The sequence below is a fragment of the Microbacterium schleiferi genome (genome assembly GCF_015565955.1).
GTDB lineage: Bacteria > Actinomycetota > Actinomycetes > Actinomycetales > Microbacteriaceae > Microbacterium > Microbacterium schleiferi_A.
On sequence record NZ_CP064760.1, the window covers coordinates 1,368,266 to 1,390,493 of the forward strand.

17 protein-coding genes and 4 pseudogenes are annotated in these 22,228 nt (G+C 67.6%); 14 read left to right on the plus strand and 7 right to left on the minus strand.

Annotated features, from left to right (window positions below):
* Positions 1 to 16 precede the first annotated feature (16 nt).
* From IT882_RS06525 to IT882_RS06550, 6 genes and pseudogenes are all read left to right on the plus strand, one after another.
* Positions 17 to 1,125 (plus strand): annotated as a pseudogene (locus tag IT882_RS06525) (carbohydrate ABC transporter permease).
* Positions 1,122 to 2,036, plus strand: a complete 915-nt coding sequence (locus IT882_RS06530) for a carbohydrate ABC transporter permease (protein ID WP_195693659.1) — start codon at positions 1,122 to 1,124, stop codon at positions 2,034 to 2,036. Before IT882_RS06525 ends, IT882_RS06530 begins: the two are co-directional and overlap by 4 nt.
* On the plus strand, positions 2,033 to 4,009 hold the full coding sequence (locus tag IT882_RS06535; RefSeq protein ID WP_195693660.1) for a glycogen debranching N-terminal domain-containing protein: 1,977 nt from the start codon (positions 2,033 to 2,035) through the stop codon (positions 4,007 to 4,009). The genes IT882_RS06530 and IT882_RS06535 overlap by 4 nt, the downstream gene beginning before the upstream one ends.
* Positions 4,010 to 4,077: 68 nt before the next feature.
* The gene (locus IT882_RS06540) at positions 4,078 to 4,281 is read left to right on the plus strand and encodes a cold-shock protein (RefSeq protein ID WP_195693661.1); all 204 of its coding nucleotides are present in this window, start codon (positions 4,078 to 4,080) and stop codon (positions 4,279 to 4,281) included.
* Between the two features lie 364 nt (positions 4,282 to 4,645).
* On the plus strand, positions 4,646 to 5,740 hold the full coding sequence (locus IT882_RS06545) for a fatty acid desaturase family protein (protein ID WP_229382349.1): 1,095 nt from the start codon (positions 4,646 to 4,648) through the stop codon (positions 5,738 to 5,740).
* 252 nt (positions 5,741 to 5,992) lie between these two features.
* Entirely contained in the window at positions 5,993 to 7,462 is a 1,470-nt protein-coding gene (locus tag IT882_RS06550) for a DEAD/DEAH box helicase (RefSeq protein WP_195693663.1), read from the plus strand.
* A gap of 123 nt (positions 7,463 to 7,585) precedes the next feature.
* On the opposite strand, the pseudogene IT882_RS06555 reads toward IT882_RS06550, so the two are convergent.
* Positions 7,586 to 8,529, minus strand: a pseudogene (locus IT882_RS06555) (aldo/keto reductase).
* Between the two features lie 132 nt (positions 8,530 to 8,661).
* Between IT882_RS06555 and IT882_RS17315 the strand changes: the two are divergent.
* The 5 genes and pseudogenes from IT882_RS17315 to IT882_RS06575 all read left to right on the plus strand — a co-directional run.
* A pseudogene (locus IT882_RS17315) lies at positions 8,662 to 8,853 on the plus strand (hypothetical protein); the annotation flags it as partial.
* A gap of 56 nt (positions 8,854 to 8,909) precedes the next feature.
* Positions 8,910 to 10,268 carry a carbohydrate-binding protein gene (locus tag IT882_RS06560; RefSeq protein ID WP_229382350.1) on the plus strand — a complete coding sequence of 453 codons (1,359 nt, stop codon included), beginning with the start codon at positions 8,910 to 8,912 and terminating at the stop codon, positions 10,266 to 10,268.
* A 79-nt stretch (positions 10,269 to 10,347) separates the two neighbouring features.
* Positions 10,348 to 12,027 carry a glucose-6-phosphate isomerase gene (gene pgi / locus IT882_RS06565; protein WP_195693664.1) on the plus strand — a complete coding sequence of 560 codons (1,680 nt, stop codon included), beginning with the start codon at positions 10,348 to 10,350 and terminating at the stop codon, positions 12,025 to 12,027.
* Between the two features lie 75 nt (positions 12,028 to 12,102).
* Positions 12,103 to 12,396, plus strand: a complete 294-nt coding sequence (locus IT882_RS06570; protein ID WP_195693665.1) for an ATP-binding protein — start codon at positions 12,103 to 12,105, stop codon at positions 12,394 to 12,396.
* A gap of 6 nt (positions 12,397 to 12,402) precedes the next feature.
* Positions 12,403 to 12,603, plus strand: a complete 201-nt coding sequence (locus IT882_RS06575; protein ID WP_195693666.1) for a response regulator transcription factor — start codon at positions 12,403 to 12,405, stop codon at positions 12,601 to 12,603.
* Positions 12,604 to 12,632: 29 nt separating this feature from the next.
* Here IT882_RS06575 and IT882_RS06580 read toward each other — a convergent pair whose 3' ends face one another.
* Positions 12,633 to 13,112, minus strand: coding sequence for a hypothetical protein (locus tag IT882_RS06580; protein WP_195693667.1), 480 nt, complete (start codon positions 13,110 to 13,112; stop codon positions 12,633 to 12,635).
* Positions 13,113 to 13,245: 133 nt separating this feature from the next.
* On the opposite strand from IT882_RS06580, the gene IT882_RS06585 reads away from it, so the two are divergent.
* Entirely contained in the window at positions 13,246 to 13,941 is a 696-nt protein-coding gene (locus IT882_RS06585) for a hypothetical protein (RefSeq protein ID WP_195693668.1), read from the plus strand.
* Between the two features lie 1,387 nt (positions 13,942 to 15,328).
* A complete protein-coding gene (locus IT882_RS06590) occupies positions 15,329 to 15,895 on the plus strand; it encodes a ribonuclease H family protein (protein WP_195693669.1) in 567 nt (188 codons plus the stop codon).
* An 88-nt stretch (positions 15,896 to 15,983) separates the two neighbouring features.
* Here IT882_RS06590 and IT882_RS16415 read toward each other — a convergent pair.
* From IT882_RS16415 to IT882_RS06600, 3 genes and pseudogenes are all read right to left on the minus strand, one after another.
* A pseudogene (locus IT882_RS16415) lies at positions 15,984 to 16,562 on the minus strand (GNAT family N-acetyltransferase); the annotation flags it as partial.
* A gap of 298 nt (positions 16,563 to 16,860) precedes the next feature.
* The gene (locus IT882_RS06595) at positions 16,861 to 17,901 is read right to left on the minus strand and encodes an LLM class flavin-dependent oxidoreductase (protein WP_195693670.1); all 1,041 of its coding nucleotides are present in this window, start codon (positions 17,899 to 17,901) and stop codon (positions 16,861 to 16,863) included.
* A 56-nt stretch (positions 17,902 to 17,957) separates the two neighbouring features.
* Entirely contained in the window at positions 17,958 to 19,085 is a 1,128-nt protein-coding gene (locus tag IT882_RS06600) for a helix-turn-helix transcriptional regulator (protein ID WP_195693671.1), read from the minus strand.
* 185 nt (positions 19,086 to 19,270) lie between these two features.
* Between IT882_RS06600 and IT882_RS06605 the strand changes: the two genes are divergently transcribed.
* On the plus strand, positions 19,271 to 20,665 hold the full coding sequence (locus IT882_RS06605; protein ID WP_195693672.1) for an FAD-binding oxidoreductase: 1,395 nt from the start codon (positions 19,271 to 19,273) through the stop codon (positions 20,663 to 20,665).
* Between the two features lie 106 nt (positions 20,666 to 20,771).
* Here IT882_RS06605 and IT882_RS06610 read toward each other — a convergent pair whose 3' ends face one another.
* On the minus strand, positions 20,772 to 21,392 hold the full coding sequence (locus IT882_RS06610; protein ID WP_195694158.1) for a GNAT family N-acetyltransferase: 621 nt from the start codon (positions 21,390 to 21,392) through the stop codon (positions 20,772 to 20,774).
* The gene (locus IT882_RS06615; protein WP_195693673.1) at positions 21,341 to 22,219 is read right to left on the minus strand and encodes an FxLYD domain-containing protein; all 879 of its coding nucleotides are present in this window, start codon (positions 22,217 to 22,219) and stop codon (positions 21,341 to 21,343) included. Before IT882_RS06615 ends, IT882_RS06610 begins: the two co-directional genes overlap by 52 nt.
* Positions 22,220 to 22,228: the final 9 nt, after the last annotated feature.

The window sequence follows — 22,228 nt, forward strand, 5'->3', positions numbered from 1 at the left end:
GAGCCTCACTGCCCCCATGGCGCGCCGCGTCGGATCCTCGGGAAAGGGGATCCGGCGCGGCGAGGCCGCAGCCGGTTGGCTGTTCACCGCCCCAGCCCTTCTCATCCTCGGTGTGTTCCTCCTCGTTCCGGTCATCATGGCCCTCTGGGTCTCGTTTTCCGACTGGGGTGGACGGGGGAGTCCGATGTCATCTGACGTGTCCTTCGTCGGCCTCGACAACTACGCGGCGGTCACAACCGGCGGGGGCTCGCCGAACGCGACTTCGGCATCTCACTGCGCAACAACGCCTGGTACGTCTTGCTCGTCGTGCCGCTTCAGACGGCGCTATCCCTGGTGCTGGCCCTCCTTGTCAATCGGGCGATCCTGCGCGGACGAGGCTTCTTCCGCACCGCTTTCTACTTTCCGTCGGTGACCAGCTCTGTTGCCATCACCGTTCTGTGGCTGTTCCTGTTCTCGACCTCTGGCGTAGTCAATGAGGTCCTCTCCTGGATCGGGATCAACGGGCCCAACTGGTTCAACGACCCGAGTGGTGTCGTGCATAACGCCCTCTCCGCGCTGGGCATCCAGAGCGGACCAGAAGCGTTGGCGGCCAACTCCTTTCTCGGCCTGTCCCTCTGGGACTGGCTGGCAGGACCTTCGGTCGCGATGAGCGCCTTCATCCTCATGGCGATCTTCACTACCAGCGGCACATTCATGCTCCTGTTCCTGGCCGGGCTGCAGAACGTCGGCCCTGACATTCAGGAGGCAGCGATGATCGATGGCGCCAATGCCTGGCAGCGCTTCTGGCGCGTCACGCTCCCGCAACTGCGCCCCGTGGTCTTCACCGTCGTCACGCTCGGCCTGATCGGTTGCTGGCAGGTGTTCGACCAGATCTACACCGGAACGCAAGGCGCCCCCGGCAAGACGACACTGACGCCCGCCTTCCTCAGCTATCAGTCGGCGTTCATCTCGCAGCAGTGGGGCGAGGGTGCGGCGATCGCTTTCATTCTGTTCGTGATCATCGTCGCCTTCACGATCCTGCAGCGGTGGGTCCTGCGTGAACGCAAAGTCTCGCGGCGCCGCATCCGTCAGTACCAGGTCAATCCCGCCGTACTCGGTTCCACATCTGGGGAGGCCGGGCGATGAGCGCCGCAGCGCCGACGCGGGAGTCCGTCGCCACGCCCACCGTGGCGGCCACCGTCCCGTCAGCGGCTCGCCGCCGCCTGCCGGGGCGCGTGCTGGCATGGCAGATCGCTCTCTACGCAATCCTCGCGGTGCTCGCGATCATCTACATCTATCCGTTCCTGGTGCAGGTTGCGACCTCGTTCAAGACGGACGCCGATGCCGCGGCAGATCCGATCGGACTCATCCCGTCGCCGTTCACCTGGGCCGCGTACCAGCGGCTGTTCCTGGAGTCGGCATTCCCTCTCTGGTTCGCCAACTCCGTCGTCGTGACCATCAGCGTCACCCTCGGACGCGTGTTCTTCGACTCCCTGGCCGGCTACGCCCTCGCACGGTTGCGTTTTCGCGGACGAGGGGTGGTCTTCGCGCTTCTGATCGGGGTCATGGCCGTACCAGCTGTCGTGCTCCTGATCCCGAAGTTCCTCGTGATCAATCAACTGGGCATCTACGACTCCTACGCCGGAATGATCCTTCCGCTTTTGGTCGATGCGGCGGGAGTGTTCATCATGAAGAACTTCTTCGAGTCGATCCCCGTCGCCGTCGAGGAACAGGCCCGGGTCGACGGTGCGGGAACGTTCCGGATCTTCTGGTCGGTTGTGCTTCCCATGGCGCGCCCCGCGCTCATCACGATCGTGATCCTGTCGTTCCAGGGATCGTGGAACGAACTGAGCCACTTCATCGTCTCGACGCAATCGCCCGAACTCACCACGCTCACCAAGGGCGTCGCGTCGCTGGCCAGCGGCCAACTCAGTCAGGGGTCTCAGTATCCGATCAAGCTCGCCGCAGCGGCCATCATGACGATCCCTGTCGCTGTGATCTTCTTCATCTTCCAACGCCGCATCATGAACACCAGTGAAGGAGCCGTCAAGGAATGACCGACGACCCGCATCCGCCCCGCCAGCCGCTGCTGAGCGATTCCGTCATCGTGCTACGCGCCCCGACCCAGGTCTGGGGCAGCCGAGGCGGTGATATCGGGGAAGCTGCCATCGACGGGGTCTTCCACGGTGACGTGCGCGTCATCCGTTCACTCACCGTGCACTGCGACGAATCAGACCTGGAGACCATCTCGACGGTCGCCCACGGCGCGGATCGTGCCGTCTTCGGACTGCTCGCGCGCGGAATCGATGACCCGATGCCGGACCCGAAGGTGCGCATACTGCGAGACCGGCGGGTTGGCGACGGATCGCTAACGGAGACGCTCATCGTGCAGTCCCACGTGACCGAAGCGATCCGCCTCACGCTACGCGCGCAGGTTCGCCCCGAGTTCTCGTCCCTCCACGACGTGAAGGCGGGAGCGCCCGCACCACAGCAGTTCACTATCGAGGCGGTCGCCTCCGATCGGATGCGGGTCACCGCCGGATCGTCGACGGTCAGTGTCGCCGCACCGAACGCGGCAGTGGACACACTCGATGGCGCGATCGACATCACGTGGTCTCTCGATCTTCCACCGGCGGCGCGCGTGGAACGCGAGATACGGATCGACATCACCGATCCGACGCTGGTGGTGCGAGGCGCGAGCTCCCCAGCACCGTGGGACCTGCCCCTTCTGATCAATCGGGTTAGCGACCCCCGGTTGCGTCGGTGGCTGGGTGCGGCGATGGGGGACCTCGACGCGTTGCGGATGTCTCTTCCGGCCGATCCCACCGACGAGTTCTTCGCCGCGGGCGCGCCGTGGTTCTTCACCCTGTTCGGTCGCGACTCGCTGTGGGCGGCGCGGTTTGCGCTCCCGGTCGCCCCCGAAATCGCCGCGTCGACCCTGCGCGTGCTCGCCCGCGTGCAGGGGCACGCGCACGACGCTCCGACAGCCCAGGAACCGGGGAAGATCCCGCACGAACTGCGCTCTGCAGGGATGCAGCTTCCCGCGGAGGGCGTCGCGCTCCCGCCGCTGTACTACGGCAGTGTCGACGCGACGCCGCTATGGGTTTGCTTGCTCGTCGACGCGTGGCGGTCGGGCATGCCCGAGGGCGAGGTGCGTGAGCTGGCTCCGGCGTTGCGGGCTGCACTGCGGTGGATGCTCGAGGAGGGCGATACGGACGGAGACGGATTCCTCGACTACATCGATCGCTCAGGTCACGGCCTGGCGAATCAGGGGTGGAAGGACTCGGGTGACTCCATCCAGTGGCGCGACGGTCGTCTCGCGGAAGGTCCCATCGCGCTGTGCGAGGTACAGGGCTACGCGTATGAGGCTGCGGTCGGCGGCGCGGAGCTGCTCGAGAACATGGGACTCACCGACGTCGACGACCCAGTGCAACCGGCTGTCCTGCGGGAGTGGGCGCGCGACTTGCGCAATCGGTTTGCGGAGGCTTACTGGGTAACGACTCCGGAAGGTCGCTACCCCGCGGTCGCGCTTGATCGCCACAAGCGCCCGGTGGACACCCTGACCAGCAATGTCGGGCACCTTCTTGGAACAGGCATCCTTGACCCCCGGGACGAGGCCCAGGTCGCGACCTTGCTTCGGGGTGCAACCCTCTCCAGCGGGTACGGGATCCGCACGATGTCAACCGAGGCTGCCGGATACTGGCCGCTGTCGTATCACGGCGGCAGCGTCTGGGCTCACGACACCGCCATCGCGGCCTGGGGGATGGCGCGCACGGGGCTCTCGGAGGACGCCGCCGCCGTCGCACAGCAGCTCATCGACGCTGCAGAGGGCTTCGGCTACCGCGTTCCCGAGCTCTACGCGGGCGATTCACAGGGGCAGTCTCCGGTTCCGACCCCATACCCCGCGGCGTGCCGGCCACAGGCGTGGTCCGCAGCCGCAGCGATCGTCTGCGCCGACATCCTGTCTCGACCTATTTCGTCACGAGATCACAACATCCTTACGGGTTCGGGCCTGCGTGCCGTAGTGTGAGTCCCGCGTCGGTCTCCGGCGCGCGGGTTACGCACTGTGACCCGGAGGTATAAGAAGGAAAAGACGATATGGCCACCGGCACCGTCAAATGGTTCAACTCCGAGAAGGGATTCGGTTTCATCGCTCCCGATGACGGTTCCGCCGACGTGTTCGCGCACTTCAGCGCGATCTCCGGCAGCGGCTACCGTAGCCTCGAGGAAGCGCAGAAGGTCGAGTTCGACACCGAGCAGGGCCCCAAGGGTCTGCAGGCGGCGAACATCCGCGCACTCTGACACGATCCCCTCGAACGCGCCACTCCTGATGGAGTCGGCGCGTTCGTCGTTTTCGCGGAGCACCCGTCTCGCGGAGGTAGGAGCTCTTCCCGAGGAAGGAAGATTCTGCGGGGGATCGTCCTACCTGGGCGATTTTGCCGACGTCGGTGCGTGCGGCGGCGCGACCACACCGACCGGCGCGAGCCTGACGATGTCCCGTGAACAGGCGCGTATTCGGATGCCGACATGTGGTCCTCCGTAGGGTGGGGGATAGCGAACGGCAACTGCCCTTGGCATCCATCCCGCGGCGCGCACGACGTGCGGCGCACGAGTGAAGTCAGGTGTCGTAGTGCCGTCATCCTCTGTTTCCTCCTCCACCCCCGTCGTGACTGAGACCGCCCGCCTCGGGCCGGTTCGTCAGACCTACGCCGGGACCGCAGATTTCCCGCCGGTGGCGCGTTCGTACACGCAGGTCTCGCAGGTCGTCCGCGAACTCGGGCTGCTCCAGCGCACGCCCTGGTTCTACGCCGCTGTCGGCGGCGCGATCGCTCTCGCCTTCGGCGGTGCCATCACCGGATTCATCCTGCTCGGCGACAGCTGGCTGCAGCTGCTCATGGCTGCCGCGTTCGGCATCCTCTTCACGCAGGTTGCGTTCCTCGCGCACGAAGCTGCGCACCGCCAGATCCTCTCGAGCGGCCCCGCCAACGACCGGCTCGCCCGGGTCCTCGGCGGCATCGTCGGGATGAGCTACTCGTGGTGGGACTCGAAGCACTCCCGCCACCACGCCAACCCCAACCGTGTCGGCAAAGACCCCGACATCGAGGTCGACACGATCTCGTTCCTCGAGACGGATGCCGCAGCCTCCCGCGGCATCGTGCGCCTGATCACCCGCAAACAGGGCTGGCTGTTCTTCCCGCTTCTCACTCTCGAAGGCTTCAACCTCTACGCGCTGAGCTTCCGCCACCTGTTCTCACGCGGACCGATCAAGGGCCGGTGGACAGAGCTCGGCATCCTGAGCCTGCGCTTCGGCGTCGTGCTCGTCCCGATCTTCCTGCTGCTGCCCCTGGGTATGGCGTTCGCGTTCGTGGGCGTGATGGTTGCGGTCTTCGGTGTCTACATGGGGGCTTCGTTCGCGCCCAACCACAAGGGGATGCCGATCATCGCCCCCGACGCGAAGCTCGACTTCTTCTCGAAGCAGGTGCGCACCTCGCGTAACGTCGCCGGCGGATGGTGGGCGACCTGGCTCATGGGTGGCCTCAACTACCAGGTGGAGCACCACCTGTTCCCCAGCATGTCGCGCCTGCACCTGGCTCAGGCCCGCGAGATCGTTCGCGACTACTGCCAGACCCACGACGTGCCCTACACCGAGACCTCGCTGTGGCGCTCGTACGCGATCGTCATCGGCTACCTGAACCGCGTGGGCCTGGCCGCACGCGACCCGTTCGATTGCCCGATGGTCTCGGAGTACCGCCGCGCCTGAGCGGCCCGGGGCGTCCGCGCACCGCCGGGATCGAGTGTCCAGCTAACACTGATAGGCTCGATCACGGCGGACGGTCGTTCTCGATCTCTGCCAGCGTCGTCGATACGCATCCCGGCCTGACGGTCCGGCTCTCTTCTCGAACGGCGAACCGATGCGCGAACCCGCGCCGTCGCCAATCCTCCGCTTAACCCAGCCCTTCGCCGCTCTGTGCGGGTTGTGCCGCTGCCTGCGGATAATCACGAAAGCAACCCCATGACTACTTTCCTTGATCTCGGCGTGCCCGCAGTGCTCGCCGAGGTGCTCAGCGCAGAGGGCAAGGCCGAGGCCTTCCCGATCCAGGCAGACACCCTGCCGGACTCGCTCGCCGGGCGTGACGTGCTCGGCCGCGGCCGCACCGGTAGCGGCAAGACGATCGCCTTCGCGCTGCCGATGGTCGCGCGCATCGCGGCATCCTCGACCCCCCTCACTTCGGGTCGTCCCCGCGGTCTCGTGCTCGCCCCGACCCGGGAGCTCGCGACGCAGATCGCCGCAACGATCGAGCCCCTCGCGAACGCCGTGGGCCTTCGGGTCACCACGATCTTCGGCGGCGTCAGCCAGCGCCCGCAGGAGCAGGCTCTGCGCGCCGGCGTCGACATCGTCGTGGCGTGCCCCGGCCGCCTCGAAGACCTCATGAAGCAGCAGGTCGTGCGCCTTGACCGCGTCGAGATCAGCGTGCTCGACGAGGCCGACCACATGGCCGACCTCGGGTTCCTCCCCGGCGTGACCCGCATCCTTACGGCCACTCCCGCGGACGGGCAGCGGTTGCTCTTCAGCGCAACCCTCGACGGCGGCATCGACGGACTCGCTCGCCGCTTCCTGTCGTCGCCCGTGAGCCACGAGGTGGACGAGTCCAGCGTGCCCGCGGGGGAGATGACCCACCGCGTGTTGCTCGTTCCCGGCACCGAGGAGAAGACAGCGCTCGTGCGTGAACTTGCCTCCGGGCAGGGACGCCGCATCCTGTTCACGCGCACCAAGCACCAGGCGAAGAAGCTCGCGAAGCAGCTCACCGCTGCGGGCATTCCCGCGGTCGACCTGCACGGGAACCTCTCGCAGAACGCACGTGACCGCAACCTCGCGGCTTTCTCGGCGGCACCCGAGAACGGTGGCGTGCGCGTGCTGGTCGCGACGGATGTCGCCGCGCGCGGCGTCCACGTCGACCAGGTCGAGCTCGTCGTTCACGTCGACCCGCCTGTCGAGCACAAGGCCTACTTGCACCGCTCGGGCCGCACCGCTCGGGCCGGCGCCGAGGGCACCGTCGTCACGGTCGGGCTCGAGGCCCAGCGCCGCGAGATCGCCCAGCTTCTCAAGAAGGCAGGCATCCAGGTCGAGCCTGACTCGGTGCGTGCGTCGTCGGCATCCGTTGACACGCTCGTCGGCCCGCGCGCGCCGCACCGGATGCTGCCGGCAACCGCGCCCGTCGCCTCGTCGGCTCGCCCGGCGCGGTCGGGGGGCTCGGGAAGCGGCGGACAGCGCTCCGGTGGCGGTCAGCGCGGGACCCAGCCTGCGCGCTCGGCGAAGCAGGGCCACACGGCCAAGCCCACTCACGCGCACAACCCGCGCCACGGTGCCGACCAGGGCGTCGCCGCGGACCGCAACCCGCAGCGCACCACGGACGGTGCTCCCGCCCGTCGCCGCCGCGGCTCCCGCGGTCGCGGCTCGGGCCAGCGCCCCGCCGCCCAGTAGGGTCTGCGGCGCCTCACCGTTTTACACGAAGGGTCGCAACACGCCGCGCGCACAGAGCGCGCAACGGCGTGTTGCGACCCTTCGCGCGTGGCGTCACGCGCGCGAGAGTGCTGACGGCTCGACTCAGATGTCGGTCGGGGTCCACTCCGAGACGACATCGAGGTCAGCCAACTCGTCGTCGGTGAGTGTCAGGGTGCCGCTGGCAAGCAGATCGGGAACCTGATCGACCCGCGACGCGCTGGCGATCGGGGCTGCCACGTGCGGCTGACTGCGCAGCCACGCCAGCGACACCGCTGCCATCGATGTGTCATGCGCCGCGGCGATCCTCTCGAGCACCTCGAGAATCTGAAGACCCTGCGGCGTGGCGTACTTGGCGGCACCCTTGGCGCGAGGCGACGAGCCGGCGGCATCCGGGGACCGGTACTTGCCGGTGAGGAAGCCGCTTGCCAGCGCGTAGTACGGCAGGATGCCGAGGTCGAACTCCTCGGCGATCGGCGCGATCTCGCCCTCGACCTCGTTGCGGTGCACGAGGTTGTAGTGCGGCTGCAGCGCGACAGGCTGAGCGACGCCGAGATCGGCTGCTGTCTGCATCCATTCGCGCATGCGCGCGGGCGTGAAGTTCGACAGTCCGATCGTGCGGACGAGGCCATCGTCGACGAGTTTCCCGAAGGCCGCCACGGCCTCGGGGAGGGGAACCTCGGGTCGTCGTAGTGCGCGTAGTACAAGTCGATGGTGTCGACACCGAGCCGCTCCAGCGATGCTTCGGCGGCGCCGCGGATGTTCTTCAGACCGGGAAAGTCGGGGTGGCGGCTCACCTTGGTCGCGATCGTGAGCCGCGCCGAGGGCCGAGCGGCGAGCCAGGCGCCGATGATCCGCTCGCTGTCCCCACCGGTGTTGCCGGGAACCCAGGCGCTGTACCCGTCGGCTGTGTCGACGAAGTCTCCGCCGCCGTCGGTGAACGCATCGAGAATCGCGAAGCTCTCGTCGCGGTCGGCGGTCCAGCCGAACACATTGCCGCCGAGGCAGAGGGGAAAGACGTCGAGGTCGCTGGTTCCGATGCGGGTCATGTCTCCATCCTGGCACCGCCAGAAGGTGAGGACTTTCTCATCGTGTCGTCGATGTGGCACCGACGGCGTGATCGCTAGCGTGTGGCTCGCGGCATCCGTCTCCGCATCAGCGTCCGCACCCGAGAGGACTCCATGATCGTTCGCTTCGCCCGCCCTGGCCTTGCCGTTCTTGCCGCCCTGGGACTCCTCCTCGGCGTGTGGGTCGCCATCGCACCCGCAGCGAGGTCGGATGCCGTGGCCTGCGCGCCGTCATGGTCGTCGGGAGCGACGTACGTCGGCGGAGATACAGCCAGCAAGAACGGCATCCAATACCGGGCGAACTGGTGGACCCGAGGCGACGACCCGGTCTCGAACAACGGTGTGACCGGAACCGGCCAGCCGTGGACCTCGCTCGGCGCGTGCGGGGCAGCACGCCCACCCCGACGGCAACCTCCACGCCGACGCCGTCACCGACGGGCACACCGACGCCGCAGCCGACGCCGGCGTGCACTGGCGCCGCGTGGAGCGCCGACGCGATCTACGTCTCGGGCAACACGGCAAGCGCGGGCGGCATCCTGTACCGGGCGAACTGGTGGACGCGGGGCGATGACCCCGCCACCCACAACGGTGTAACCGGAACGGGCCAGCCCTGGACGTCACTGGGTTCCTGTGGTGCACCCACCCCGACACCGACACCCACGCCCACCGTCACGCCGGCTCCCACGCCCACGCCGGCTCCCACGCCCACGCCGACCTCCTCGCCCTACCCGACGCCGTCTCCGACGCCCTCGGGTACGCCGGGAGTCACGCCGGAGTTCGTCTTCAGCCCGTACAAGGACGTCACCGTCGGCATGAACTGGAACACCTTCGCGATGGGAACCGCCGTCGGCGGGGCCTCCCAACCGTTGGTGGGCGCGGGAGGGCTGCTCGGCAGCAGCGCCACCGACCTGGATGCTGTCACCCTGGCGTTCGCGACGGGAACGTGCGGAAACGAGAACTGGGGCGGCGTCACCGCCCAGGCCTTCGCGGATGCCAACATTCCCGCGCTTGCCGCGGCGGGCGTTGACTACATCGTCTCCACGGGCGGGGCGGCGGGAGCTTTCCACTGCTCATCGCCTGCCGGATTGACCTCGTTCATCGACCGGTACGCATCTGACCACCTCATCGGCATCGACTTCGACATCGAATCCGGTCAGTCGGCCGCCGACATCCGTGATCTCGTAGCTGCCGCGACTGGTGTGCAGGATGCCTATCCGCACCTGCGCTTCTCGTTCACTCTCGCAACTCTCGCGGCCAGCGATGGTAGCTACGGCGGCCTCAACGCGACCGGTGACGCGACGGTGCGTGCGATCCTGGCATCGGGACTGCGCAACTACACCGTGAACCTCATGGTGATGGACTACGGCGCCGTGGGATCGGGAGTGTGCGTTGTCAGCGGGGGAGTGTGCGACATGGGAGCCTCGGCGATCCAGGCGACCGAGAACCTGCAGCACACGTACGCAATCCCGGCGAGCAAGATCGAGCTGACCCCGATGATCGGCATGAACGACGTGCGCGATGAGGTCTTCACCCTTGCTGATGTGACCACGGTCGCCGCGTACGCGAAGACGCACGGGCTTGCCGGCATCCACTTCTGGTCCCTCGATCGCGACGTGCCCTGCTCGCCGCCCAGCGCCTGGGTGTCGATCACGTGCAACTCCGTCCCGAGCGGCACCGCCTCGCTGTCGTACACGCACGGGTTCCTCGACGCGCTCGGGTGAGGGATGCCAGGACCGGACGCATAACGGACTCACGGCCCGTTCCGCTGACGCGGGGCGCGCGCTTCGGTAGCGTGAGAGTGTGAACGCACCCGTCGATCCGACATCCACGCCCGCCTGGTCCGCCCTCACCGCCGCCGCTTCCGGATTCACTCCGGATCTGCGCGCCTGGTTCGACTCCGACCCCGGTCGCGTCGAGCGGATGAGCCATCCTCTCGCCGACCTCCACGTCGACCTGTCGAAGAACCTCGTCAGCGACGAGATCCTCGCCTCGCTTGTCGAGCTGGCCGAGCAGACCGGCGTCGCCGAGCGCTTCGCGCAGATGCTCGCCGGGGCGCACCTGAACACGTCCGAGGACCGTGCCGTGCTCCACACGGCCCTGCGCCGGCCCGCCGGACAGGCACCGGCTCTCGTCGTTGACGGGCAGGACGTCGACACCGACGTCCACGCCGTGCTGGACGCGATGGATGCCTTCGCCGAGCGCGTGCGCTCGGGGCAGTGGGTGGGCGTGACCGGCAAGAAGGTCACGCACGTCGTCAACATCGGTATCGGCGGGTCAGACCTCGGCCCCGTCATGGTTTACGAGGCTCTGCGCCCCTATGCGAACGCCGGGATCGAGGCGCGGTTCGTCTCCAACATCGACCCCACCGACATGGCGCAGAAGACCGCCGACCTCGACCCCGAGACGACGCTGTTCATCGTCGCATCCAAGACCTTCACGACGCTCGAGACCCTCACCAACGCCCGCCTCGCGCGCGACTGGCTCTGGGCAGGGCTGCAGGCATCCGGCGCCATCGATGGCTCCGACGCCGCCAAGACGGATGCCGTCGCTCACCACTTCGCCGCCGTCTCGACCGCGCTCGACAAGGTCGCCGCCTTCGGGATCGACACCGACAACGCCTTCGGCTTCTGGGACTGGGTCGGCGGCCGCTACTCCGTCGACTCGGCGATCGGGCTCTCGCTGGTCATCGCGCTCGGACCGGATGCCTTCCGCGACCTTCTCGCCGGCTTCCACGCCGTCGACGTCCACGTCGCCACCACGCCGCTCGCGCAGAACGTGCCCGTGCTCATGGGCCTGCTCAACGTCTGGTACACGAACTTCCTCGGTGCGCAGTCGCACGCCGTGCTGCCCTACGCACAGCAGCTGCACCGGTTCCCCGCGTACCTGCAGCAGCTCACGATGGAGTCCAACGGCAAGCGCGTCCGCTGGGACGGCTCACCGGTCACCACCGACACGGGCGAGGTGTTCTGGGGCGAACCCGGCACGAACGGCCAGCACGCGTTCTACCAGCTCATTCACCAGGGCACGCGCCTGATCCCTGCCGACTTCATCGCCGTCGTGAACCCCGCCTACCCGCTCGAGGATGGCGGGCGCGACGTGCACGGCCTGTTCCTCGCGAACTTCCTCGCGCAGACGAAGGCCCTCGCGTTCGGGAAGACCGCCGAAGAGGTCGAGGCCGAGGGAACGACCGGTGCGCTCGTCGCGGCTCGCACGTTCCCGGGGAACCGTCCCACGACCTCGATCTTCGCGCCGGCGCTCACGCCGTCGGTGCTCGGTCAGCTCATCGCCCTGTACGAGCACATCGTGTTCACCGAGGGAACGATCTGGGGCATCAACTCCTTCGACCAGTGGGGTGTCGAGCTCGGCAAGCAGCTGGCGCTGCAGATCGCTCCGGCGATCGAGGGCGACGCGGATGCCGTCGCGGCCCAGGATGCCTCCACCCGCGCACTGCTGGAGTACTACCAGGCTCACCGGTCGTAGACCCGGGAACGGATGCCCGGCGCGCGTGCGCTCGGCATCCGTCCCGCACCGGGCGGGCGCCTCCGACGACGAGGCATGAGCTCAGTGCGCCCTGCGAACGGCCGCTCTCCGACCTGGCCGATCGTTCCCCGGGACGACCTGCTCGCAGAGTTCCTGCATGGTCTTGTCGGCTCACCATCGCAGGGTGCCTCTTTGGTCGGGCCCGCTGGCGTCGGCAAGTCCGTGCTCGCGCGCCAGCTCACTGAGCAGTTGTCGCCGGCTGAGACCGTCACCGTGATCGGATTGACGGCACTGTCGGGGTGCCGCTCGGTGCCTGGGCGCCAACGCTCGCGGCGCGGAAGCTCCCGACGGATCCACGTCGTGCAGTGACGGCTCTTGTCGCGGCGCGAACTCGAGGTTGCGTCGCGAGCGGCGAGTCGCGCACGGACGAAGGAGATCGCCCAGGCACTCGGCCTCTCTGAGTCGACCGTCAGCAATCAGCTGCACTCGGCATTCCGAAAGCTCGGCGTCTCGTCGCGCGACGAACTGCGCGAGGTGCTTGCCGAACTCGGCCTGAGTGGAGTGTCTGAGCACTGAACGGGCGAGGCTCGAGCGAGTCGTCTCGGCTACTTGGCGACGAGGCCGTACGTGATCTTCTCGTCGTCGTATCCGACCTGGAAATTCCACTGATCGTTCTCGAAGATGCCGCTGGTGCCCCCATCGACTGTCGTCGTGTACTGAGCGCGCAGCACATCGAGCAGCGCAGCCCCCTCGGCTTCGACGTCGTCGCAGGCGTACTCGAGCGCCGCCGCTCCCCCCGAGGCCGGAAATCCGCTGTTGTACGTTCTTGCAACCACGAGATCGCACGCCGGGACGGGCACGTCGGACGGCCATCCTTCGGGGTACGCGACGACCTCGACCGAGGACCCGCTGCGCTCGTCCTGCTCGACCGCGTTTTCGGCCGCTCCGGAGTTCTGGTCCGCCGAAGTTGCGTCGCTGTTCGTCGCGTTCTCCACGGGGGCTGACGGGTCGGCTGAGGCCCCGCATCCGGTGAGGAGGATCCCGGCGAGGATCATGGTGGTGGTGACGAAGGCGGGGCGATGCATGGCGGGCTCGTTTCTACAGGGGGCGTTCCTGGGGTAGTGCGGGACGAGAAGAGTCTCGGGAGGGGTGGGCTCCGGCGCAATGGGCACCAACTGCCCATTGCGCTGGCAGGGTCCCTCCTCGACGCTCGTACTCATGTCTCTTGTGTCGAAGTTCACGACCTCCGGAGCCCTCCTGATCCTGGCTAGCGTGCCGATTCTGAGCGGATGCGGGGCGGGGTCGCCGTTGCCGACACCGACCTCCACCCTCGACGCGGCTGCCGCCGATGCCGCGGGAGGCTCCGGTGGTGCCGACGGCGTTGACGGATCGGGAACCGATGGTGGTGGATCGGAGGCCGAGGGCGGCGGAGCGCCGGGTGCTCTCGGCGATTGTGTGCCGGGTCGATGGGTTCTGGGCGAGGGGCAGGTGACGGCGTTCTACGGAGCTGTTGCGGCCTCGATTCCCGAGCTCGAGATCGCGCCCTTCGGCACGATCGGCTTGACCCTCGATACCGAGGGCACCTACGCATACGCGCCCGACTACGGTTTCGTGCTGACAGTGTCGGCAGGTCCCGTCTCGATAGAACCGCGTGCGGTGGTCACCGGAGCGGTCACGGGATCGTGGAGCATCGAGAGTGGGCGACTCGTGCTGACCGAGACCGACAGTGCGCTTGCGGTGGACGCTCAACTCAACGGTCAGGCTTTCGATGTCGCGGACCTGACCAATGGCCTGATCGAGTCCAGTCCCATGCTCAGTTCGCCCGGCGCGGTCGTATGCACCTCGACGACCCTCACGGTGCCGTACGAGACGGGGAGCGGCTCCGTGGATCTGCAGTGGGATCGAGTGTCGTAGGTTCGACACCGCCCCCGACCGCGCTTGCCTTGAGATTTATCGGTCTCGGCATCCGCACGAACAACATGTGAGTCCCGATCCGCTTCACCGCGGGCGGAAGTCGCGCTATTCTCGATGATTGAACAGCTGTTCAATCATCGAGAGGGTCCGTCATGAAGCTGGCACTGATGACCGCAGGCTCGCGCGGGGACGTCGAGCCCTTCGTCGCTCTCGCCCGGGCGGCCGAGGATGCCGGCCACGAGGCTGTGCTCATCGTTCCCCGCAACTCGGGTGCTGATCTTCGGGATCTGACCGTGCGAGAACTGGATGCCGACTACAGCGCCGTCATCCAGTCACAGGGACTGTCAGCCTGGGCAGCGATGCGCTCGATGGACACGGTCGTACGACCGATCATGCGTGAGGTGATCGTCGGCTCTGCGCGCCGCGCGCTCGAGGAGCGCCCCGACGCCGTGGTCTTTCACCCCAAGGTCCTCTCGGGGCCCCTGGTCGCGCGGGCCCTCGGGGTTCCGGGCTATCTCGGCGAACTCGTACCCGCCCTGACGCCCACGCGGGAGTTTCCCGCCGCGGGCACCGTCTCGCGCTCGCTCGGTCCGTTCAACCGGCTCACGTACCGCGCTGCGGCGGGCGCTTCCGCGCTCTTCCGGCGCGAGCGCGCCGAAGCGGCGGATGTGCTCGGCGTCTCGGCGTCAGCCGCGCCGGAGGGGTCGCAACCCTCGCTCGTTCCGATCAGCCCGCGACTGCTGCGTCGCCCGGCGGATTGGCCCGACACGACACAGTTGACGGGATCCTGGGACACGCCCGTCGGGACGAGGAACTCCGTGCCGGCAGAGCTCCAGGAGTTCGTGGACGGCGGCGACGTGCTGTACGCGGGGTTCGGATCGATGGTCTTCCCGGAACCGGAGCGTCTCGGCGCGGCGATCGTCACGGCGGCACGGGAGCGCGGCCTGCGTGTGCTGGCCGCGACGGGGCTCGGTGGGATCGCCGTACCCGACGAACTGCGCGGAGACGATGTGTTCGTGACCACATCGGTCTCGCACGCGGCGGTGTTGCCGCAGGTCGTCGCCGCAGTCCATCACGGCGGCGTCGGCACCGTTCAGGCCGTGGCGCGGGCTGGCATCACCTCGATCGTCGTCCCGTTCTTTGCCGATCAGCCGTTCTGGGGTGCCGTGCTGCACCGTCAGGGCCTGGCTCCCCGCCCGTTCGGCCTCGCGCGCTCACCGCCCGCAGTCTGGGTGACGCTCTCGATGCGGTGGGCCGGTACGCCGCAACGAACGCTGAGCTGGGGCCGCTCATTGCGGCAGAGCGCGGCGCCCAGACGGCAGTCGAGATCCTGGAGCACGCCACCGCTTAGACGCGAGCACGGTCGAGGGCTGGGAGACTGGAGGGCGTGCCACAACCGACGCAGCCGCATCCGACCGACCGCTATATCGTCGCTACCGACGGGGCCTGCAAGGGCAACCCGGGGCCTGCCGGGTGGGCATGGGTGGGGGAAGACGGCAACTGGGCTGCGGGATCCTTGCCGGAAGGCACGAACAACATTGGTGAGCTTCTTGGGCTCCTCTACGCCATCGCCGACCACGCCAATGTGCGGGAGCTCGTGATCCAGGCAGACTCGAAGTACGCGATCGACACGTACTCGTCGTGGATGGATGGACACCGGCGCCGCGGGTGGGTGACCAGCGCGAAGAAACCGGTCGCCAATCGTGACATCCTCGAACGGCTCATCGCTGCCCGCGATGCGCGGCGGGCAGCGGGGATGCCGGATGTTGTGCTCGAGCACGTCCGCGGTCACAGCGGACATCGGCTCAACAGCTGGGCTGATGAGCGAGCGGTGCGCGCCTCCGAGCATGCGGCCAAGGGTGAGGCGCTGACGTGGACCTCGCTGCGGGGTTTGGACCCGCTTGACGTCTCGGTCGACCCGCCCCGGGGCGCCGCCGATCGAAACCGTCGCTGACCTGCGAGGTAGCCAGCCGGTATAGCGATGGATCAGACCCCGTGTGGGGGATCTCGTTGCTTTCCGCCGTGACGGCGGGTGCGACCAAGGTCGCGATGACGCCGTCGCGGTCGGGGGAGTGGATCTCGATCCGGCCGCCGTTGGCCTGCGCGAGTTCGTGCGCGATAGCCAAGCCGAGACCGGTCCCGGGCGTATGCACCTTTTCGGCATCCGGAGTGCGGTAGAAGCGTTCGAGCACGTGTTCGAGGGCTTCCGGCGCGATACCGGGCCCGGTATCGCGCACCGTGATCCTGACCATCCGAGGAGACGCACTGTCAGCATCCTTACCGGCGACGGGCTCCACCTCGGGGTGGGCGCGCCCGATCCACGTGGAACCGATCTCCAGCCGGCGGTTCGCCGGCTCTAAGTGCAGATATGACGACATCCCGATCGCACGACCGCTGGTGACATCGATGATCGTCCACGGCACAATCTCGCCGCGCTCGCCGGCGGCGAGCCGGGAGCGCACGGCATCCGCCATCGAATCGGGGGCTGGGACACTCGTGTGCCACGCGCGCCAGAGTTCACCCTCCTTGACAGCCTCCGTGAGGTCACCGGTGTGCGAATCACTCAGCGGTTCGAGGCGGACGAACTCGTTCTCCAGGGTCGTAGCCGGACCGAAACTCATGACTGCATGCTAGGCGGAGCCGCTCAGACCTCCCAGCCGCGCGACCCAGGAATCGACTTCCCGTTGACTCTGGAGTCGCACAACCGTGAGTTGCGGGACGTCGGCCTCAACAGCCGGAACGAGGTTCTTCAGGTTGTTCCGCGTCGACCATGCCCAGCGAATGATGTGCTCGCTTGCCTACCCCAGATACTCCCGCGATGAGCACGCGCCGCGGGCGACACGGCAACGGCTCGTCGAAGCGGATCACATCGCGATCGTAATCTGCTGCTCTCCGCTGAGCCGTCGGCGGATCTGTCGCCTAGGCCGTGACGTTGTCCCTCGTCGACGTCCAGCCGAGCGCCGGTGCGACGTGCTTGGCGAACGCCTCGACAATGCGGAGATTGAACGCGACGCCGAGCTGACTGGGGATCGTGAGCATAAGCGTGTCGGCCGACTGCACCGCGGCATCCGCGAGCAGCTGCTCGACGAGGACGTCCGGGGCGCCTGCGTAGGTCTTGCCGAACGTGGACCGCATCCCGTCGATGTAGCCGACGCCGTCGCCATCCTGCCGGCCGCCGAAGTACATCTCGTCCTCGGCGGTGGTGATCGGGAAGACGCTGCGGCTGACCGATACGCGCGGCTCGCCGGCGTGGCCGGCACCGCGCCATGCCTCGCGGAACGTATCGATCTGCTGGGCCTGCAGCTCGTCGAAGGGCAACCCACGGTCCTCGGTCAGGAGGGTCGAGGACATGAGGTTCACACCCATCCGTCCTGCCCACTCAGCGGAGTCGCGGTTTCCGGCGCCCCACCAGATGCGCGAACGAAGACCGGGGGAGTGCGGCTCGATGCGCTGCATGCCTGAACCGCCGCCGAAGGGACTCATCGCGTCCCGCTCGGCAAGGCCCTCACCCTCGACTGCCCGCAGGAACAGATCGAAGTGCTCGCGAGCGATGTCTGCGCCGCGCGGGTCTTCCGAGCCGGTGTAGCCGAAGGCTTCGTAGCCGCGCACGACGGTCTCGGGTGAACCACGGCTCACTCCGAGCGCGAGTCGTCCGTCGCTGATGAGATCGACGGATGCCGCTTCCTCTGCGAGGTAAAGCGGGTTCTCATAGCGCATGTCGATGACGCCGGTGCCGACCTCGATGCGCTGCGTGCGGGCAGCGATCGCGGCGAGCAGCGGCATGGGCGAGGACTGCTGCCTCGCGAAGTGGTGCACGCGGAAGTAGGCGCCATTGACGCCGAGGTCATCCATGCCCTGCGCCAGGTCGATCGCCTGAAGCATCGAGTCCTGGGCGGTGAGGATGTGTCCCCCGCCGAGCGGGCCGTAGTGACCGAACGAGAGTGTTCCGAATCGCTGCATGTCTGAGTCAACCTCCGGGAGCGCGGATTTATTCCGCTGAATGGATGCGGGATGTCTCAGCCAGCGAACCAACCATCCGCGGCGAGTTCCTGACCCCAGCGCGGTGCGTACTGGTCGAAGTAGACGCGTGCCACAAGCTCCCGACGCGAGGTCACGCCCGCCTTCTCGAAGATCGACTTCAGGTGATCCTGCACGGTGTAGGGGGAGACATGGATCGATGACGCGATGTCTTTCGTGTCAGACCCGCGCAGCACGAGGGCGAAGACATCCCGCTCGCGTTCGGTCAGTCCGAAGGCCGCCGCGACGATGTCGATCACCTCCTGGGGGCGCGCCTCCTCGATCGTGACCACGACGTCGCCGGCCCGGTCCTCTCTGCCGCCGAGCGGCGCGGCATGCACCACGAGCCAGACGCCGTCATCGGTCCGGACGCGAAGACGCGGCATCCGGTCGGCGTCGCCGCTCGCGAAGCGGCGCGCAGCGCTGACGAGGGCCTGCACTAGCGTGAACGGATCGCCGGCGTTTGGCACCGTCGCAAGACGAGCCAACTGCGCGGATGCTCCCGGGCTCAGTTGTGCGATGCGGTCGCGCGCGTCGATGATCACGACGGCCGGGCCCCGGCTGGGATCGACGTCCAGGCGGTTCACCTGAGCCAAGAGGCCGGCGCGGATGCCGCGTGTGAAAGCCGGCCCCACCCCGGCGAGATAATCCAGTTCAGATCGTGAGAACGGGTCCTCGTCGGCCCCGCGGAACATAGAGATGGCACCCCAGGCGCCCGTACGGTCTGCGAAGACCACGCGAGCCTCGTCGCGGTAACCGAAGCGCGGTTCCATGAACTCGGCCATGCGCACGGATTGGTCCAGATCTCCGCCGAGTTCTTCATGAACGCCGACCGAGACTTTGCCGGTGCGCACCATGCGCGTGATCGACGTGGGATCGTCACGTCCATACTCGATGCGCGCCCACATCACGTCGTCGTCGTTCCGGCCCACCAGCCCCGCGAACTTCCGGGTGCTCGAGACCATGGCGGTCGCGGGATCCAGGGTCGACAGGCAGGCGGCGACGAAGGGGACGACCCGCTGCAGGGTCGTGGTGGCCTCGTCGAGAAACTCCGGCAGTGCAAGACCGGCGCGCGAGACGACATCGATGTCGCTGCTTGCCCGCTGGCGCGCCAAAGTCGTGGCCATGAGATCAGTGTGCCGCGTGATGTCCCACCGCACCATCCCAGAAGTCTGGGATGCCGGCGCCGCGAATATCTGGGAGTCAAAACTCCCCGCTGATCTGGGATGGTCCGGGGGTTGGTCCACTGCAGAAACTGTGTGAGCCGGGCGCGCCGAGCGACCCGCCTTTCACGTCACAGAAGGACAGCATCATGACTCTCACATCACCCGATCCGACCGTTTCCGACCCGCTCGCTGCCGCCGAGTATTTGCGCGCAGCTCTGGGCAGTCGAGTCGTTCTCCCCGGCGAGGAGGAGTACGACACCGTACGCCGCCCCTGGAACCTGGCCATCGATCAGCGGCCGTTCGCCGTTGCTCGGCCGACCTCTGCCGAGGATGTCGTCGATATCGTCCGTGCCGCGGTCGCCACCGGACTGCGCGTGGCTCCGCAGTCGACCGGTCATGCTGCCGGCGCTCTGGCCGACACCGACCTCTCGCAGACGATTCTGCTGTGGATGGGCGGCCTGCGCGGTGTCACCGTCAACGCTGAGAACCGCACCGCTCGAGTGTTGGGCGGAAGTCACTGGAATGACGTCCTCGCCGAGGCCGCGCCGCTGGGACTCACCGCGTTGCACGGCAGCGCCGGGGACGTCTCGGTGGTGGGCTACACGCTCAGCGGCGGCCTCTCCTTCTACGCCCGCGCTCATGGCCTTGCTGTGGGAAGCGTACGCTCCGTGACGATGGTGACGGCGGATGGCCGTCTTGTCACGGCGAGCGCGACGGAGAACGCGGAGCTGTTCTGGGCGGTGCGCGGCGGGTCAGGGGCGTTCGGTGTGATCGTCTCGCTGGAGATCGATCTGCTCCCGTACGCCGATGTGTTCGCCGGCATGCTGCTGTGGGATCTCCCGCACGCGGCGCGGGTTTCGCACGCCTGGCGCGAGTGGACGATGACGGCGCCGGAGTCGGCGACAACGGCGCTTCGCATCCTGCACTTCCCGCCGGACCCGGCGCTTCCGCCGTTCCTGCGGGGCCGCTCGGTCGTGGTGATCGACGGGGCGATCCTCGAGTCGGATGCTGATGCCGCCGCGCTCCTGCAACCGCTGCGCAACCTCGCTCCCGAAATCGACACGTTCCGACGGATTCCCGCCGCCGAGCTGATTGCGGTGCACATGGACCCGCCCGTGCCGACGCCGTCGGCAACGGCCCACGCAATGTTGGCAGAGCTCACCCCGGAGGCGGTGAATGCGTTCGTGTCCACGGCGTCGGCGCCGAGCCCGATGATGGCCGAGTTGCGACACCTCGGTGGTGCGGCAGCGCGACCGTCCGGCGGCGGTGCGATCACGTCACTCGACGGCGAGTACCTGCTCGCCGCGATCGGCATGATTCCCGAGCCGCAGATGGCCGACCTTGCGCGGGCGCTCACTCGCGGGCTGGTCGAGGCGATGTCGTCCTGGCGCGCTTCCTCTCTCGCCCTCACGTTTGTCGACGGCGGCGTCGAAAACGCGGCGGGTTTCGGGGACTCCGCGCCGCAGCTGTCCGCACTCAAGCGTCAGTTCGACCCGGCCGACCTGTTCGCCGCGGCGAATCCGGTTCCGCGGGCGTCGTGAGGACCAGACCGAGACGGTGACGCTCACCGGCGCGGCGGCATGCCGTCGCCGCGCCGGTGTCTCGGTGTGGACGCAAAGACCCGGGTCAGCGGGGTACTGCGATGCGTCACAACTCTCGCGCGAGCACGAAGTCATGCTCGAGCCGCGCTCCCACGAGGAAGCGTTTTGTCCCGACCGCGTGAAAGCCGTGTTTCTGGTAGAAGCGCTGAGCGCGGACGTTGGCATGGTTGACCCCGAGCCACATCCGCTCCGCGCCAGAGGCCGCGGCGATCTCGATGGTGGCGTCGAGCAGGCGGTGTGCGACGCCAGATCCGTGCGCGGTGGGAAGCACGTAACACTTCGACAGCTCGGCGATGGGGCGTGCATCCTCCTCGTCCAGCGCGAGGCGGACGTCGGCATCCGTCGGCGGGCCCAGAACGAGCATCGTGTAGCCGACGAGTGCGTCGTCGATCTCGTCGACGAGCACGACGCGGTGGGTGTCGGCAAGGTAGCTGAGGAAGGATGCCTCGCTCAGGTGCGCGTCGATGAACGCCCGCTGGTCGTCAGCGGTCAACTCCGGCGGGCACGCCAGCGGGAAGGTCGCCGCAGCGAGGCGGTGGAGAGCTGGCGCGTCTTCTGGGCGGCGCGACGGATCATGGCATCCATTCTGGCGCCAGCCCCGCGCTCCCTCTCTTCCTAGAGGGAGGCGTACGCCTCGAACACGGTGCCCTCGGGAAGCGGATCCCAGAAGATCGCCTCGAAGGGGACGGCAGTGCCGGCCGACGGCAGCTCATCCACGTAGGTCCAGGCGCCGCCGATGATCTGTCCTGACGGGTCTCGGGCGACGACCGTGATCTGCACGAGTTCCAGGTCCTCTGCGAAGTCTCCGCTGACGGTGCCCGTGACGGTCGTCGACACCCCGTCGGATGACGAGCTGAGAGCACCCAGGGTGAGCTCACCGGTCTCGACGAACGGCGAGTACACGGCATCCGCGCCACCGGGGAAGACGATGTTGAGATCGACGATCTCGGCGTCGCCGACTCCGATGAAGTCGCCGACCAGGGCGGTCTCGCCGGAGAGGAGCACACGGTACTCGTTCGCGACGTCGACGATTGTGCCGTCGGCGCCAATCGCCTCGACGTCGATGCTGGCGTAATCGAAGATGTAGTCCTCGTTCGGATTGTCGATCACGGCGACGTACCACCAGGAGCCCGGGTCGGACGCGTACTGGCCGACAGCGGTCTCGAGCACGACGATGTCTTCTGCGACGACGGCGTCATCCATCGGCTCATCGTCCTGGGGCGGGACGGAGGTCGCCTCGGTGACCGGAGCTTGGTCAGGCGCGACAAGAGCCGCGAAGCCGCCGATCCAGAAGAACGAGATCAGGATCATCACGAACGCGACGATCCACCCGACGACCGAGATCACCAGCGCCGCAATGCTCAGGCCCGTGCCGCCGTGCTTTCTCCCGATCAGAGCGATCAGGCTCACGATGAACGCCGCAATCAGGACGGGCCCGGCGAACCAGTTCACGAAGGGCACGAACGCCATGACCAGTCCGATGCCAGCGAGCACGATCGCAAC

Bases quoted from the DNA above. Each gene is read 5' to 3' on its own strand.
- IT882_RS06530 (WP_195693659.1), top strand. From the start codon at position 1,122: ATGAGCGCCGCAGCGCCGACGCGGGAGTCCGTCGCCACGCCCACCGTG.
- IT882_RS06535 (WP_195693660.1), top strand. From the start codon at position 2,033: ATGACCGACGACCCGCATCCGCCCCGCCAGCCGCTGCTGAGCGATTCC.
- IT882_RS06540 (WP_195693661.1), top strand. From the start codon at position 4,078: ATGGCCACCGGCACCGTCAAATGGTTCAACTCCGAGAAGGGATTCGGT.
- IT882_RS06550 (WP_195693663.1), top strand. From the start codon at position 5,993: ATGACTACTTTCCTTGATCTCGGCGTGCCCGCAGTGCTCGCCGAGGTG.
- IT882_RS06570 (WP_195693665.1), top strand. From the start codon at position 12,103: ATGAGCTCAGTGCGCCCTGCGAACGGCCGCTCTCCGACCTGGCCGATC.
- IT882_RS06580 (WP_195693667.1), bottom strand. From the start codon at position 13,112: ATGCATCGCCCCGCCTTCGTCACCACCACCATGATCCTCGCCGGGATC.
- IT882_RS06585 (WP_195693668.1), top strand. From the start codon at position 13,246: ATGTCTCTTGTGTCGAAGTTCACGACCTCCGGAGCCCTCCTGATCCTG.
- IT882_RS06595 (WP_195693670.1), bottom strand. From the start codon at position 17,901: ATGCAGCGATTCGGAACACTCTCGTTCGGTCACTACGGCCCGCTCGGC.
- IT882_RS06600 (WP_195693671.1), bottom strand. From the start codon at position 19,085: ATGGCCACGACTTTGGCGCGCCAGCGGGCAAGCAGCGACATCGATGTC.
- IT882_RS06605 (WP_195693672.1), top strand. From the start codon at position 19,271: ATGACTCTCACATCACCCGATCCGACCGTTTCCGACCCGCTCGCTGCC.